The sequence below is a fragment of the Dyella agri genome, assembly GCF_044904705.1.
Taxonomy (GTDB): Bacteria; Pseudomonadota; Gammaproteobacteria; order Xanthomonadales; family Rhodanobacteraceae; genus Rhodanobacter_A; species Rhodanobacter_A agri.
In genome coordinates this window covers 58,891-72,720 of record NZ_JADIKL010000004.1, presented here as the reverse complement: position 1 = coordinate 72,720, position 13,830 = coordinate 58,891, and the positions used below count along the sequence as shown (strand labels likewise).

General features: G+C 66.3%; 11 protein-coding genes. 7 read left to right on the top strand and 4 right to left on the bottom strand.

The window, feature by feature from the left end; all coding sequences use genetic code 11:
• Positions 1 to 204 precede the first annotated feature (204 nt).
• Positions 205 to 3,321, top strand: a complete 3,117-nt coding sequence (locus ISP14_RS08090; RefSeq protein ID WP_404537960.1) for a TonB-dependent receptor — start codon at positions 205 to 207, stop codon at positions 3,319 to 3,321.
• A 266-nt stretch (positions 3,322 to 3,587) separates the two neighbouring features.
• Here ISP14_RS08090 and ISP14_RS08085 read toward each other — a convergent pair whose 3' ends face one another.
• From ISP14_RS08085 to ISP14_RS08070, 4 genes are read right to left on the bottom strand one after another with little or no spacing between them, the layout of a single operon-like run.
• The gene (locus tag ISP14_RS08085; protein ID WP_404537958.1) at positions 3,588 to 4,091 is read right to left on the bottom strand and encodes a TPM domain-containing protein; all 504 of its coding nucleotides are present in this window, start codon (positions 4,089 to 4,091) and stop codon (positions 3,588 to 3,590) included.
• A gap of 1 nt (position 4,092) precedes the next feature.
• Entirely contained in the window at positions 4,093 to 4,980 is an 888-nt protein-coding gene (locus tag ISP14_RS08080) for a TPM domain-containing protein (RefSeq protein ID WP_404537957.1), read from the bottom strand.
• A 1-nt stretch (position 4,981) separates the two neighbouring features.
• Entirely contained in the window at positions 4,982 to 5,602 is a 621-nt protein-coding gene (locus tag ISP14_RS08075; RefSeq protein WP_404537956.1) for a LemA family protein, read from the bottom strand.
• Between the two features lie 56 nt (positions 5,603 to 5,658).
• Positions 5,659 to 6,033: a diacylglycerol kinase gene (locus ISP14_RS08070; RefSeq protein ID WP_404537954.1), complete on the bottom strand. Its 375-nt coding sequence runs from the start codon at positions 6,031 to 6,033 to the stop codon at positions 5,659 to 5,661.
• 218 nt (positions 6,034 to 6,251) lie between these two features.
• Between ISP14_RS08070 and ISP14_RS08065 the strand changes: the two genes are divergently transcribed.
• The 6 genes from ISP14_RS08065 (at position 6,252) to ISP14_RS08040 (ending at position 13,827) form a co-directional block, all read left to right on the top strand.
• Positions 6,252 to 7,799 carry a peptide MFS transporter gene (locus tag ISP14_RS08065; protein ID WP_404537953.1) on the top strand — a complete coding sequence of 516 codons (1,548 nt, stop codon included), beginning with the start codon at positions 6,252 to 6,254 and terminating at the stop codon, positions 7,797 to 7,799.
• Positions 7,800 to 7,855: 56 nt separating this feature from the next.
• On the top strand, positions 7,856 to 9,130 hold the full coding sequence (locus ISP14_RS08060; RefSeq protein ID WP_404537952.1) for an ATP-binding protein: 1,275 nt from the start codon (positions 7,856 to 7,858) through the stop codon (positions 9,128 to 9,130).
• A gap of 46 nt (positions 9,131 to 9,176) precedes the next feature.
• Positions 9,177 to 9,767: a response regulator transcription factor gene (locus tag ISP14_RS08055; protein ID WP_404537951.1), complete on the top strand. Its 591-nt coding sequence runs from the start codon at positions 9,177 to 9,179 to the stop codon at positions 9,765 to 9,767.
• A gap of 88 nt (positions 9,768 to 9,855) precedes the next feature.
• Positions 9,856 to 12,102: a TonB-dependent receptor gene (locus tag ISP14_RS08050; protein WP_404537950.1), complete on the top strand. Its 2,247-nt coding sequence runs from the start codon at positions 9,856 to 9,858 to the stop codon at positions 12,100 to 12,102.
• A 91-nt stretch (positions 12,103 to 12,193) separates the two neighbouring features.
• Positions 12,194 to 13,363: a sialidase family protein gene (locus ISP14_RS08045; RefSeq protein WP_404537949.1), complete on the top strand. Its 1,170-nt coding sequence runs from the start codon at positions 12,194 to 12,196 to the stop codon at positions 13,361 to 13,363.
• Positions 13,363 to 13,827, top strand: a complete 465-nt coding sequence (locus ISP14_RS08040) for a thioredoxin domain-containing protein (protein ID WP_404537946.1) — start codon at positions 13,363 to 13,365, stop codon at positions 13,825 to 13,827. Before ISP14_RS08045 ends, ISP14_RS08040 begins: the two co-directional genes overlap by 1 nt.
• The last annotated feature ends 3 nt before the right edge of the window (positions 13,828 to 13,830 follow it).

The following is a 13,830-nucleotide window of genomic DNA, read 5'->3' as shown; positions in this document are numbered from 1 at the left end:
TTACGGTCGCGTTATGTTCCGCATCAGGCGCAAGAACGTACGCATTCAATCCACGATTTTCGCCGATGCCCCGCTGGTCTGCTCCGCAGCCAACTGAGGGCAGCGCAGCGTCATGCCTGCTTCAAGCACATGAAACTGCTCGTTTTTTTGCATTTAGGGGAGTTCCTCCGGCCTTGCCGGAATCACTTGGGGAGTATGCATTTCATGAGTAATCGCACGACCTTCACGGCGCGTCAGTTGCGTCGCACAACCCTCGCGCTGAGTCTCGGCCTTGGCCTTGGCCTGCCGGGCACCAGCGCGCTGGCGCAGCAAGCTTCGGGTTCGATCTTCGGCCAGATCTCGGGCCAGCATGGCAACACCGTGACCATCCGCAACGCGGACACCGGTTTCGAGCGCTCAATTCCAGTCGACAGCGCCGGCCGCTACCGCATCACCTCGTTGCCGATCGGCACCTATACCGTGACGCTGCAGGACAACGGCCAAGCTGTCAGCACCCGCGAAAACGTACTGGTGAACATCGCCGGCGGCGTGGAAGTGTCGTTTGGCTCAGCCGCAAACGCCAAGAACCTGGAAGGCGTCTCGGTGGTGGCCTCGGCCCTGCCCTCGATCGACGTCTCCTCGGTGGATACCAAGACGGTGTTCACCGCCAGTGAACTCGCAAAGCTTCCGGTGGGCCGCGACATCTCCGCAGTTGCGCTACTCGCGCCCAGCGTGATCAACAACTCGTCGTACACCGCCGCACCCAGCTTCGGTGGCTCGGCGTCCTCCGAAAACGCCTACTACATCAACGGCTACGCGGTAACCAATCCGCTCACCTCTCTCGGCTACAGCACGCTGCCGTTCGATGCGATCGACCAGATGCAGGTGCTGACCGGCGGCTACGGCGCTGAGTTCGGCCGCTCCACCGGCGGCGTGATCAACATCACCACCAAGCGCGGCACCAACGAGTGGAAGGCCGGCGTGCTGGCTTACTGGACTCCGGAGCGCCTGCGCGCCAACCCGCGCAACGTTCGCTATCCGAACACGGGCGCCTTCCCGTCCACCGACGGCACGCTCTACCAGTATCGCAACAAGAATCAGTACTCGGTGATTGACTACGGCGCCTACATCAGTGGTCCGCTGATCAAGGATCGCTTGTTCATCTATGCAAGCGCCGAGATCAACAAGCAGAGCGGCAACAGTGTCGGCAACGCCATTACCAACTCGAACGCGGCCAACGGCTGGAACGACTACAGCTACAAGATGCCCCGCTGGACCGCAAAGATCGACTGGAACATCAACGACAGCAACATCCTGGAACTGACCGGCATTTCCGACAAGACGCAGTACTTCAGCGATCTGTCCCGCTTCAACTACAACGGCAAATCGCACAACGATGTGCAGTCCGGCGGCCTGTATACCAAGGACGGCGGCGAGCTCTACATCGGCAAGTACACCGGATATATCACCGACAGCCTGACGGTGAGTGCGCTGTATGGCGAGCAGAAGATCAACCACGTCAATTCGCCGTGGCATTACGACCCGAGTTGCCCACGCTTGTCTGGCAACACTTCTGCGATCAACCAGATGCCGGGCATCACCTACAACCCGACCTGCCAGTTCGCGACGACCGTGTACCCGCAGGGCTCCAGGGACAAGACCAAGGGCGGCCGCCTCGATGTGGAGTACCGCATCGGCGATCACGCCATCCACGTCGGTGCCGACACACAGTCGGCCCGTTCCATCACCGGCGACATGTATGCCGGTGGCTACATCTGGGTGTTCCAGCAGACTGCTGACAAGAACGCCCCCATCAACGCTGGACTGGGCGTGGGCTCCCCCGCTTCCGCTGGCGGCTCCGGGCTGGGCGTGGCAGGCCCCACACCTAACAAGGGTTATTTCGTCCGCCGGCAGTACTACACCCACTACGCTGACGTGAAGGTCGACCAGTCGTCGCAGTTCATCGAAGATCGTTGGCAGTTCAACGACCACATGCTGTTCGTGCTGGGCCTGCGCAACGAGCAGTTCACCAACTACAACAGCGATGGCCTTCCGTTCATCTCGCAGCGCAATCAGCTGGCGCCGCGCCTGGGCTTCTCGTGGGATGTCTTCGGTGACTCCACGCTGAAGTTGTTCGCCAACGCCGGCCGTTATCATCTGGCACCGCCGAACAACGTGGCCGTGCGCGGTGCGGCGGCCTCGCTGTACACGATGGAATACTTCACCTACACCGGCACCGACCCGAAGACCGGCGCACCGACTGGCCTCAAGCCGGTTCCGGTTGATGCCAGCCTGGGCTACATCTGCCCCGGCACGAACGGCGCCGTGTCCAGCAACCACGAGTGCGGTCAGTCGCCCGACCCGCGCACGGTATCTGCGAAGGACATGAAGTCGCACTTCCAGGACGAGTACATCCTAGGCATGCAGCAGCAGCTCACGCCGGCCTTCAACTGGGGTGCCAAGCTCACCTTCCGCAACCTGCGCAGCGCGATCGACGATACCTGCGCCCCCGTCCTGGGCGGCCACTGCCTCGGGTTCAATCCCGGCGTGGCTAACACTTTCGAAATCCAGCAGCCCGACGGCAGCTTCAAGACGGAGACGTTCACCAACGCCCAGCTCGGTATGCCGCAGCTGAAGCGTCGCTACTACGCACTGGATCTGTTCGCAGAGCATCCGTTCGACGGAAAGTGGTACGGCAAACTGGAATACACCTTCTCGCGGAACTACGGTGACACCGAAGGCCAGTTGTTGTCGGACAACGACACTGGCTCGGGTGGCCAGGCCGACGTCTCGCGTACCCAGGACTGGGACCTGCCGCAGCTCATGGTGGGCTCGAACGGCCTGCTGCCGAACAACCGCACGCATCAGATCAAAGGGTTTGGCTACTACCAGATCACTCCGGAATGGCGCGTGGGTGCGACGAGCTATATCACTTCGGGTCGCCCGAAGAGCTGCACCAGCTATTACCCGACGGCGGACAAGGGCCTGTACAACGGCGCCTACTACCACTTCTGCGGTTTGCCGGGCTCGGGCACGGCACCGGGCAGCAAGGGCTACACCCCGCCGTCGTCGGACTACGCACTATCGGTGCGCGGTACCAAGGGCAGCACGCCTTGGATCTACACGTTCAATCTCAACGTGGCCTACACCCCGAAGTGGGCGAACAACCAGTTGACGCTTCAGGCCGATGTGCTGAACGTGTTCAACCAGCAGGCGGCGCAGTTCAACAACCCGCAGTACGCGGTGGACCGCAATACCCGCAGCCAGTTCTACGACCAGGAGCTGGGGCTGACCGCGCCGCGTTCGGTGCGCCTGTCCGCCCGTTACGACTTCTCGCTGTAAGAGAAGCCTTGAACCTTCCGGCGATGCCCGCATCGCCGGAAGGTTTCTTGAAAGAGCCGCCGGTTTGCCCGGCGGTTTTTTTATGGAAGACACTTCGGCGTCATGTCGCCGGTATCCGCGATCTTCAAGCACGCGGACCATCCAGCGTCAGGTGCAGCTTCGCCGGAAGAGGCTCGCATATGCGGGCGATGCAGGTGCGTAATCGGGCGTCAGCGATTCACGGTGTAAATCAAGTCGCGCAGATCCGCCGACTCAATGAAGACAGTTCACAACAGCACCGGCCGATCCGGCAATTCGTCGACTCGTCTCGCACCATCGTCAGGAAAATGCCGACGCAGCAAGGCATGCACATCCGCAATGCCCTGCAGACTCCCCTCGCGCCACTGCCCCCGCGCATAGGCATCGCGCATGTGCGTACACGCTGCCACCCACTCCTCGGGCGCCACGTGGCGGGCGATGCCGCGGTCGGCAACGATCTCGATGCGGTGCTCGGCCAGCAGCACGTAGAGCAGTACGCCGTTGTTGTGTTCGGTGTCCCAGATGCCGAGCTGGCCGAAGACCTGGCGTGCGCGCGTCGGCGCATCCAATCCCGCGAGTACGGCCAGCGGCGACAGGCGCGATTCCACGGCGAGGCGCACCTCGCCCAGATGGGTGCGTTCGCCCTCCGCTACGGCTGCGGCGATCTCGTCCAGCAAGCTTGAAGGGAAGCGCTGATGCAACCGGAACCAGCCTTCGCACAGGTTTGTCAGCAAGCGTCGCATGCGCGCCATCTCACCAGCTCCCCGAGGCGCCGCCGCCGTTGAAGCTGCCGCCGCCACCGCTGAATCCGCCACCGCCGCCGAAACCACCGCCGCCACCAAAGCCACCACCGCCCCAGCCACCAAAACCGCCCCAGCCGCCGCCACCGATCGAACGACCGGCGCCTGCAGGCAGCAGCATCAGGAGCCCGCCCACGATGCCGCCGAAAATGCCCATCCCCACCGAGGCCATCAACCAGAACAGGCCACCGATGACCAGCCCGCCCAACGGCGCACGCACGAAGGCATGCGTGCGGCCCAGCACGCCACGCAGGAAGATCCAGGCGAAGAAGCCGACGCCCAGCAAGCTGTTGAGATCCAGGCCGCGCCGCTCATGCGGCGCCCCCTGTACCGGCGGCGGCAGAGGCTCGCCATCGATCAGTTGGGTCAGCGCGCCCACGGCGTCCTGGATGCCGCCGTAATAATCGCCCGTGCGGAATTTCGGTGCGATGTATTCGCGGATGATGCGAGCCACAGCCGCATCGGGGATCGCTCCCTCCAAGCCCGCGCCCACCTCGATGCGCACGGCGCGATCGTTCTTCGCGACCAGCAGCAACACGCCGTCGTCGACACCTTGGCGGCCGACCTTGTTCGCCATCGCCACGTCGATGGAATAGCTCTCGAGGTCCTGCGGCTGGGTGCTGCCCACCATCAGCACCACCAGCTGCGCACCCTTGGCCTTTTCCAGCGCCACCAGCTGCGTGTCGAGCTGGTCCACCTGCTGCGCGCTCAGCGTGCCAGTCTGGTCGGTGACGTGCCGCGCCAGCTTCGGCACGGCAGCATCGGCGTGCAGCAGTGCCGGCAGCAGCAATGCGGCTGCCAGCAACCACGCCCACAGCGCCCGCGGGTGGCGCCGGATCATCTCAATGTGCCGAGGCGGCAGGCGCCGGCGCGGCACCGCCGAAATCGACCTTCGGCGCGCTGGAAATCGCCTGCTCGTTCTGCACGCTGAAGTTCGGCTTCACGGTGTAGCCGAACATCTTGGCGGTGAGGTTGTTCGGGAAGGTGCGGATCAGCCCGTTGTACTGCTGCACCGCCTGCACGTAGCGCTGGCGTGCCACGGTGATGCGGTTCTCGGTGCCCTCCAGCTGCGCCTGAAGGTTCTGGAACAGGCCGTCGGCCTTGAGCGTCGGGTAGTTCTCGCTCACCGCCATCAGCCGCGACAGCGCATTGCCGAGCTCGCCTTGTGCGGCCTGGAACTTCGCCAGCGCCTGCGGATCGTTCGCCAGTTCCGGCGTCACCTGGATGCTGCCTACCTTGGCGCGCGCATCGGCCACCTCGGTGAACACCTTTTCCTCATGCTGGGCATAGCCCTTTACCGTGGCGACCAGGTTCGGCACCAGGTCGGCCCGGCGCTGGTACTGGTTGAGCACTTCCGACCACGCGGCCTTGACCGCCTCGTCCTGCCGCTGCATGGCGTTGTAGCCGCAGCCGGTGAGGCCAACGGCCACCAGCAACAGCACGAGATTGCGCAGTAGTTTCATGGCGGGGCTCCGTTCCGGTGAGGGGCCATTGCAGCACCCTGCGCCAGGCCGTGCAATCAGAGCAAGCGTGTGCCCAGCACCAGCCCCCAGCTCAGCACCATCAGCACCAGCAACAGGAACACCGCAGCCGAACCCATGTCCTTGGCGCGCCCGGCCAGCTCGTGGAACTCGGGGCTGACCTTGTCCACCACCGCCTCGACCGCGGAGTTGAGCAGCTCGGCGGACAGCACCAGGAAGGCCGGCGCCACCAGGGCGAGCTTCTCCAGTGCGCCATGCCCCAGCCACAGGCCCAAAGGAATCAGCACCACCGCGAGCATCGCCTCCAGCCGGAACGACGCCTCGTGCCGCCAGCCCGCGCGCAGGCCCAGCATCGACCAGCGGAAGGCATTCCAGAGTTGGCGCGGGTTGCCGCGGAATCCGTGGCCTGGCATGGGAAACGAGTCTCCGGCGAGTGATGTCCCGCACGGCGGGCCAAACGCCAATGATGCCACGGCCGGCCCGGCACTTGCGCGACGGCACGCCGGATATTGCGCTGCAGCGAAGCCCGCGTGGCGGATGGGGTACCCTCAATGATTGTGGTTTCGTTCAGCACCACAACTCGCCGGTCGCGCTTGCGCGGCCGTTGTACTTCTCAGCACGGAATCGTTGCATGGCAATCCAGAATCCACCCGTTTCGCAAACACGGTCGTTCAGTACCGTCTTCCTGATCGAGATGTGGGAGCGCTTCGGCTTCTACGGCATGCAGGTGTTGATGGTCACCTACATGATGAAGAAGCTGGGCTTCGTCGATACCAAGGCGAACCTGATCTGGGGCGCGGCCGCCGCGCTGATCTACGTGACGCCGGCGATCGGCGGCTGGGTGGGCGACAAGCTGATCGGCACCCGCCGCACCATGCGCATCGGCGCGATCGTGCTGATGCTGGGTTACGCGCTGCTGTGGATTCCCACCGACAACGCCACCTTCCTGTACTTCGCGCTGGGCGTGATCATCGTCGGCAATGGCATGTTCAAGCCGAACGCCGGCAACCTCGTACGCAAGATCTACGAAGGCGACGACACCAAGATCGACAGCGCGTTCACCATCTACTACATGGCGGTGAACGTCGGTTCGATGATCTCCATGACGCTGACGCCGTGGATCCGCGACTACGTGGGCCAGCGCTATGGCGACAATTGGGGCTGGCACACCGCGTTCGGCGTGTGCGCCATCGGCCTGCTGCTGGGTCTGGCGAACTACGCGCTGATGAGCCGCACGCTGAAGCACATCGGCTCGCCCGCCGACCGCGAACCGGTGAACCTGAAGCGCCTCGCCGGCGTGCTGGGCGCCGCCCTGGCGCTGGTGTTCGTGTCCGCCTTCATCCTGCACAGCGAGACGGTGGCGCGCATCTGCGTATATGCCGCCGGCGTGGTGCTGCTGTGCATCTTCGGCTACCTGATTTCCTCCAGCCACCGCGACGAACGCGCCGGCCTGATCGCCGCGCTGGTGCTGGTGGTGCAGACCATCTTCTTCTTCATCTTCTACCAGCAGATGTCCACCTCGCTGAACCTGTTCGCGCAGAAGAACGTGAACCTGTCGTTCGACGTGTTCGGCATCCACTTGTTCAACTGGATCCCCGAGCAGTACCAGAACCTCAACGCGGTCTGGATCGTGGTGCTCAGCCCCTTGCTGGTGTTCATCTACAACGGGCTCGGCCGCATCGGCAAGGATATTTCCGTCGCCGCGAAGTTCGCCTGGGGCTTCGGCGCCGTGGCCGCCGGTTTCTTCATCTACGGCGTCGGCGCCCGCTGGGCGGTGAACGGCCAGGTGTCCTCGTGGATCATGGTCTGGGGTTACGGTCTGTACTCGCTGGGCGAGCTGCTGGTGAGCGGCCTGGGCCTGGCGATGATCGCCCGCTACGTGCCGGAGCGCATGGGCGGCTTCATGATGGGCGCCTACTTTGTGGCCTCGGGCATCTCGCAGTACCTGGGCAGCGTGGTGGCCAACTACGCGCACATCCCGGAAGGTCTCACCGACCCGGTGCAGTCGCTGGACATCTACACCAACCTCTTCAACAAGCTCGGCCTGGTCGGCGTGGGTTGCACCGTGGTCGCGCTGGCGGTGCTGCCGCTGATGAAGAAGCTGTCGGCCAGCCATGCCGGCGTGGCAAACCGCGAACCGCTGCCCGCGGTGCGCAGCGAAGAGTTCGACACGCCTTGAGTCGCGCCGTGCCCGTCGCCGCACGGCGGCGGGCGCATGGCAACGGAACGGACCGAATGCAGCATCGCCCGATCAAGAACCGCATCGGTCCGTTCGCGCTCGCGCGCGCCCTGGCCTGGCTGCGCCTGTGCGCCATCGGCGGCCAGAGCGTGGCGGTGCTGGTCTGCGCGCTCTGGCTGCATCTGGCGATACCGCTACTGCCGTTGCTGGCCTGCATCGGCCTGCTCGCCGTGTTCTCGATGCTGGCGGCCTGGCGACTGGGCCGCCCGTGGCCGGTGAGCGAGGGGGAGACGATCGCCCACATCGGCGTCGACACCCTCGTGCTGGGCGTGCTGCTGTACTTCACCGGCGGCGCCAGCAATCCCTTCGTCACCTTGCTGCTGGTGCCGATCGCGCTTTCCGCCGCCGCGTTGTCGATCCGCACCATCCTCGTGGTCGCCGCCATCGCCGGCACCGCCTACCTGCTGCTGATGCGCTGGTACATGCCGTTGCCGGTGCTGGATGGCATGCGCGACCACGGCTACTCGCTGCACGTGATCGGCATGGGCGTCAACTTCGTCATCATGGCGCTGCTGCTGGGCTTCTTCACCAACCGGTTGGCGCGTGCCTTGCGCGTGCAGCAGCTGGCGATGCAGCGCGTGCACGAGCGCGCGCTGCGCGACGAGGGCATCCTCGCCATCGCCACCCAGGCTGCCGGTGCCGCGCACGAGCTCAACACCCCACTGTCGACCATGCGCACCCTGCTACCCGAGCTGCGCCGCGAACATGCCGACGACGCCGGGCTGGCCGAAGATCTCTCCCTGCTCGAAGGCCAGGTCGACCGCTGCCGCGACATCCTGCGCGAGATGGTGGCGTTCGGCCAGGCCCAGCTCTCGCAGGAGCCCGAGCGGCTGGACGTGGCCCAGTTCCTGCACAGCTGTACCGAACGGTTCCAGCTGCTGCGCCCCGAGGCCGAACTGGAGCTGCAACTGGACGACGTCACCGCGCGACTGCCCTTGCGCGTGCCGCCCGGCCTGCGCCACGCACTGCTGAACCTGCTGAACAACGCCGCCGACGCCTCTGCCCTGCGCGATTCGCGTGAAGTGCTGCTGCAGGTGGAGCGCGAAGGCGACTGGCTGCAATTCCTGGTGATCGACCGCGGTCCCGGCTTCGCTAGCACCGAAGGCAACGCGCGACTGGGCCACTCGCAGAAGCAGTCCGGCCTCGGCATCGGCCTCACCCTCGCCGTGGCCACCGCCGAGCGCCTCAGCGGCGAGCTGGTGGCGCGCAACACCGACGACGGCGCCGTGGTCTGCCTGCGCCTGCCGCTGGCGGTGATTTCGCAGCCTTGAACCGCATGCGGCAAAATGGGCGACGTCGCCCCACCGGAATCCCCGCATGAACGAGCCTGCCTACCCCACCTCCGCGCGCCCCCTGCTGCTGGTGGATGACGACGCCACCTTCGTCCGCGTACTGACCCGCGCGCTGACTTCGCGCGGCTTCGAGGTGATCTCGGCCACCAACCTCGGCGACGCCCGCATGCTGGCGCGCCGCCACCAGCCGCGCTACTGCGTGCTCGATCTCAAACTGGGCGAGGAAAACGGCTTGCGCCTGATTCCCGAGCTGCACTCGCTGGTGCCGGACATGCGCATCTTGCTGCTCACCGGCTACGCCTCGATCGCCACCGCGGTGGAAGCGATCAAGCGCGGCGCCCACGACTACCTTGCCAAGCCGGTGGATGCCGATGCCGTGGTGCGCGCCCTGCTCGACGGCGACAACGGCGCGGAGGCCGACGACGACGACTTGCCCGACGCCCCCGAGGCGCCGCTGGCGCTGCGGCGGCTGGAATGGGAGCACATCCAGCGCGTGCTCACCGAATGCAACGGCAACATCTCCGAGACCGCACGCCGACTCGGCATGCACCGGCGCACCCTGCAGCGCAAGCTGAGCAAGCACCCGGTGCGCGAACGGCCCGACGGCGAGGGTTGATTCACGGCGGCTGCGACAACGCGCCATCTGTCGCTGCCACGAAAGGCGGCTACGCTGGCAACCTTGGACCATGGTCAAGGGTTGTCGTTTGGACCTCCGTTTCCCCATCGCGCTGCTGCTGGCTGCCGCCGTCAACGTCGCGCTTGCCGACACTCCGCCGCAATCCACCACGCTGGCGCCCGTGCATGTGCACGCCAGCGACACAGCCGTGCTGAACACGCCCAGCGTCACCGTGCACATCCCGCGCCAGCGCCTGCAGCAACAGAACCTGGCCGACAGCGCCGACGTACTACGCTACGCCCCCAATCTGCAGGTGCGCGAGCGCTACATCGGCGATCCCAACGCCACCATCAGCGGCCGCAACAGCGGCACACTGCAGAGTGCGCGCAGCCTGCTCTACGTCGACGGCTTGCTGCTCTCCAACCTGATGAGCAACGGCTGGGACGGCGCGCCACGCTGGGGCATGGTGGCGCCCGGGGAAATCGGGGCAGTGGACGTGCTGTACGGTCCCTACTCCGCGCTGTACCCCGGCAACGCGATGGGTACCACGGTGCTGATCCACACCCGCCTGCCCGACCGGCTGATCGCCAGTGCGGACGCGCAGTATTTCAGCCAAGGCTACAGCGACCATTACGGCGCCGGCAGCGATTACGACGGCCATCGCCTCGCCGCCCAGCTCGGCGACAGGCAGGGCCGCTGGCGCTGGCTGCTCTCGCTCAACCAGCTCGACAACCACGGCCAGCCGATGCAGTACGCCACCGCCAAGGCCGGCGGCAGCGCGGCCAGCGCCGTGCCGGTATCCGGCACCACGCTGGACCGCAACCCCAACGGCACGCCGCGACTGGTCTACGGCGCCAACACCATCGAGCACACCCGGCAGACCCAGGCCAGCTTGCAGGCAGGTGTCGATATCGCCCCTCAGGTCAGCGCGCTGTTCACGCTCGGCTGGTGGCACAACCATGCCTACGACGCCACCCGCAGCCTGATCCGCGACGCCACCGGGCAGCCGGTGTATACCGGCCGCATCGTTGCCGGCGGCCAGGTCTGGACACTGCCCGCCAGCGGCCTCGCCCCCAGCGCATTCGACCAGACCCATGTGCTCTATGCCGCCGAGCTCAACGGCCATCTCGACAACGGCTGGCATTGGGATGCCGTGGCCAGCCGCTACGACTACCAGCACAGCCTCGAACACGATGCGGCCAGCTCGTCCGCTGCCGGCACATGGAGCGGCCCCGGCACGGTGAACGATCTGAGCGGTTCCGGCTGGAGCACGCTCGACCTGCGCAGTTCCGGTCCGCTCGGCAGCGAAAACATGCTGTATGCCGGCGTCCACCTCGACCGCTACCGGCTCGACTCGCGCGTGCATGCGGCCAGCGACTGGCGAGGCCCCGCCGACGGCCCGCTGGTCAGCGCCTATGGCGGCCGCACGCAAACCAGCGCGTTCTACCTGCAAGATGTGTGGAGCTTCACCGAAGCCTGGGCGCTGACCCTCGGAGCACGCTGGGAACAGTGGCGCGCCCGGGATGGCCTGCTGGCGACCGCCCACACCGCGCTGGACTACCCCTCGCGCCGGCGCAGCGACTTCTCGCCCAAGGCCGCGCTGAACTGGGACCTCGCAAGCGACTGGCAGCTGCGCCTCTCCTGGGGCAAGGCGGTGCGCTACCCCACCGTCGAGGAACTGTTCCAGGGCTCGGTCTCCGGCAACGCGATCGTCAACAACAACCCCAACCTGCAGCCGGAGCGCGACTGGTCCACCGACCTCAGCCTGATCCGCACGCTGCCGCACGGCCACTGGCGCGTATCGCTGTTCCAGGATCATGTCGCCGACACGCTGTACACGCAGACCGACATCACTCTGCCGGTGCCGGTGACCAATGTGCAGAACATCGACCGGGTGCGCACGCGCGGCATCGAGGGCGAACTGGCGCTGACCGACATCGGCGGCGCCCCGGTGGACCTCACCGCCAGCGCCGCCTGGAACCAGGCGACCACCCTGCGCGACCAGCAGTTCCCCGCGGCGGATGGCAGGAATTTTCCGCGCATCCCGCGCCTGCGCGTCAGCCTGTTCGCCGATTGGCGCTTCGCGCCGGGCTGGGACACTTCGCTGGGCCTGCGCCACTCCGGCCGCCAGTACGGCACGCTGGACAACAGCGACTTCGTGGACACCTACGGCGCAGTGAGCCGCTTCACCGTGGCCGACGCGAAGCTGCGCTGGCGCTTCGCGCGGCAATGGACCGCCTCGCTGGGCGTGGACAACCTCACCAACCAGCATTACTGGGTCTACCATCCCTATGCCGGCCGCACCTGGTTCGGCGAGCTGCACTGGGAACTGTAGCCCACGATTTTCTTCCTCTCCCGCTTGCGGAGAGGGCCGGGGAAAGGGCAAGCCACACACCGCAACCTTCCCCTCCCACCCAAGACACTCCATGCGCAAACTGATCCTCGTCCTGCTCTGCCTGCTGTCGTCCACCGCAGTCGCCCACGACATGGCCGGCATGAAGATGTCCCATGGGCCTGCGCTGGGCGCCAGCGCCGCCTTCGACGCGCACGGCCGCCTGTGGGTGGTGGACGCGGCGGATGGCCACGTGCGGCTGCGCCACTCCGACGACCTCGGCAAGACCTTGAGCACGCCGGTCGACGTCAACGCCGTCGCCGAACCCATCTACGATTCGGGCGAGAACCGGCCGAAGATCGCATTCGGGCCGAAGAGCGAGTTGTACGTGAGCTGGTCGCAGCCACGCGCGAAGCCCTGGACCGGCTTCGTGCGCTTCGCCCGCTCGCTGGACGGCGGCGCGCACTTCGCCACGCCGATCACCGTGCACCACGACCGAGCCGAGATCACCCACCGCTTCGATGCGTTGGCGGTGGACGGCCGGGGCCGCGTGGTGATCGCCTGGATCGACAAGCGCGGCGTGGAGGCGGCGAAGGCCAACGGCCAGCCCTACCTCGGCGCCGCGGTGTACTACAGCTGGTCGGATGACGCGGGCAAAACCTTCGTGGCCGAGCGCAAAGTGATGGACAACTCCTGCGAGTGCTGCCGCATCACGCTGGCGCGTTCGCCGGGCGGCGACGTCGCGGCGTTCTTCCGCGGCGTCTACGGCGACAACATCCGCGACCACGCCTACGCCTTGCTGCCCACCGACGGCCAGCCCGTGCATGCCGAACGCGCCACCTTCAGCGGCTGGCGGATCGCCGCCTGCCCGGAGCACGGTCCCGGCCTCGCGATCGGCGCGGACGGCGCGCGCCATGCGGTGTGGTACGAAGCCAGCCACGGCCCCGCGATCTGGTACGGCCAACTCGACCCCGGCCACCCGCCGCGGCAACCGCTGAAACTCGCTGGCGCTGGCGCCAGCCACGCCGACGTGGCCGCGTACGGCAAGACCGTGTGGCTGGTCTGGAACCGGGTCGACGCGAACGGCTACACGTTGACGCTGCGCGTTTCCACCGATGGCGGCCTGCACTTCGGCGAGCCGCATGCGATCGCCCGCTCCAGCGCCGCCGTGGGCTCGCCGCAACTGCTGACATGGCAGGATCGCGTCTACGTCGCGTGGAACACCGCCGACGGTTTCCGCCTGACCCCCGTCGAGGCACCGTGATGCGCCTCCTTGCTTTCGCCGCCCTGGTCGCACTGGCGCTGCCGGCCTGCGCCCATGCCGGCACGCTCGCACCGCTGTCCGCGAACGAAATTCCTGCCCTGCTCAAGCCGCCTGCCCATGGCGTGCGCATCCTCGCCGTGTGGGCGCTCGACTGCGCCTACTGCGAAGCAAACATGCAGGTGCTGGCGAAACTGCAGCAGGCGCATCCGCGCGACGTCGAACTGGTCACTATTGCCACCGACAGCATCGCGCAGCAGGTGCAGATCGCGGCGCGGCTCAAAGCCATGCGGATGGACGGCTACCCCGCCCACGCCTATGCCGAGGCCTCGCCCGAGCACCTCGATTTCCTGATCGACCAGGACTGGGGCGGCGAGACGCCGCGCACCGAAATCATCCATGCCGACGGCAGCCGGCAAGGTATCAGTGGCGCGCTTGCCGAGGCGCAACTGCGCAAGCTGCCGTAGAGC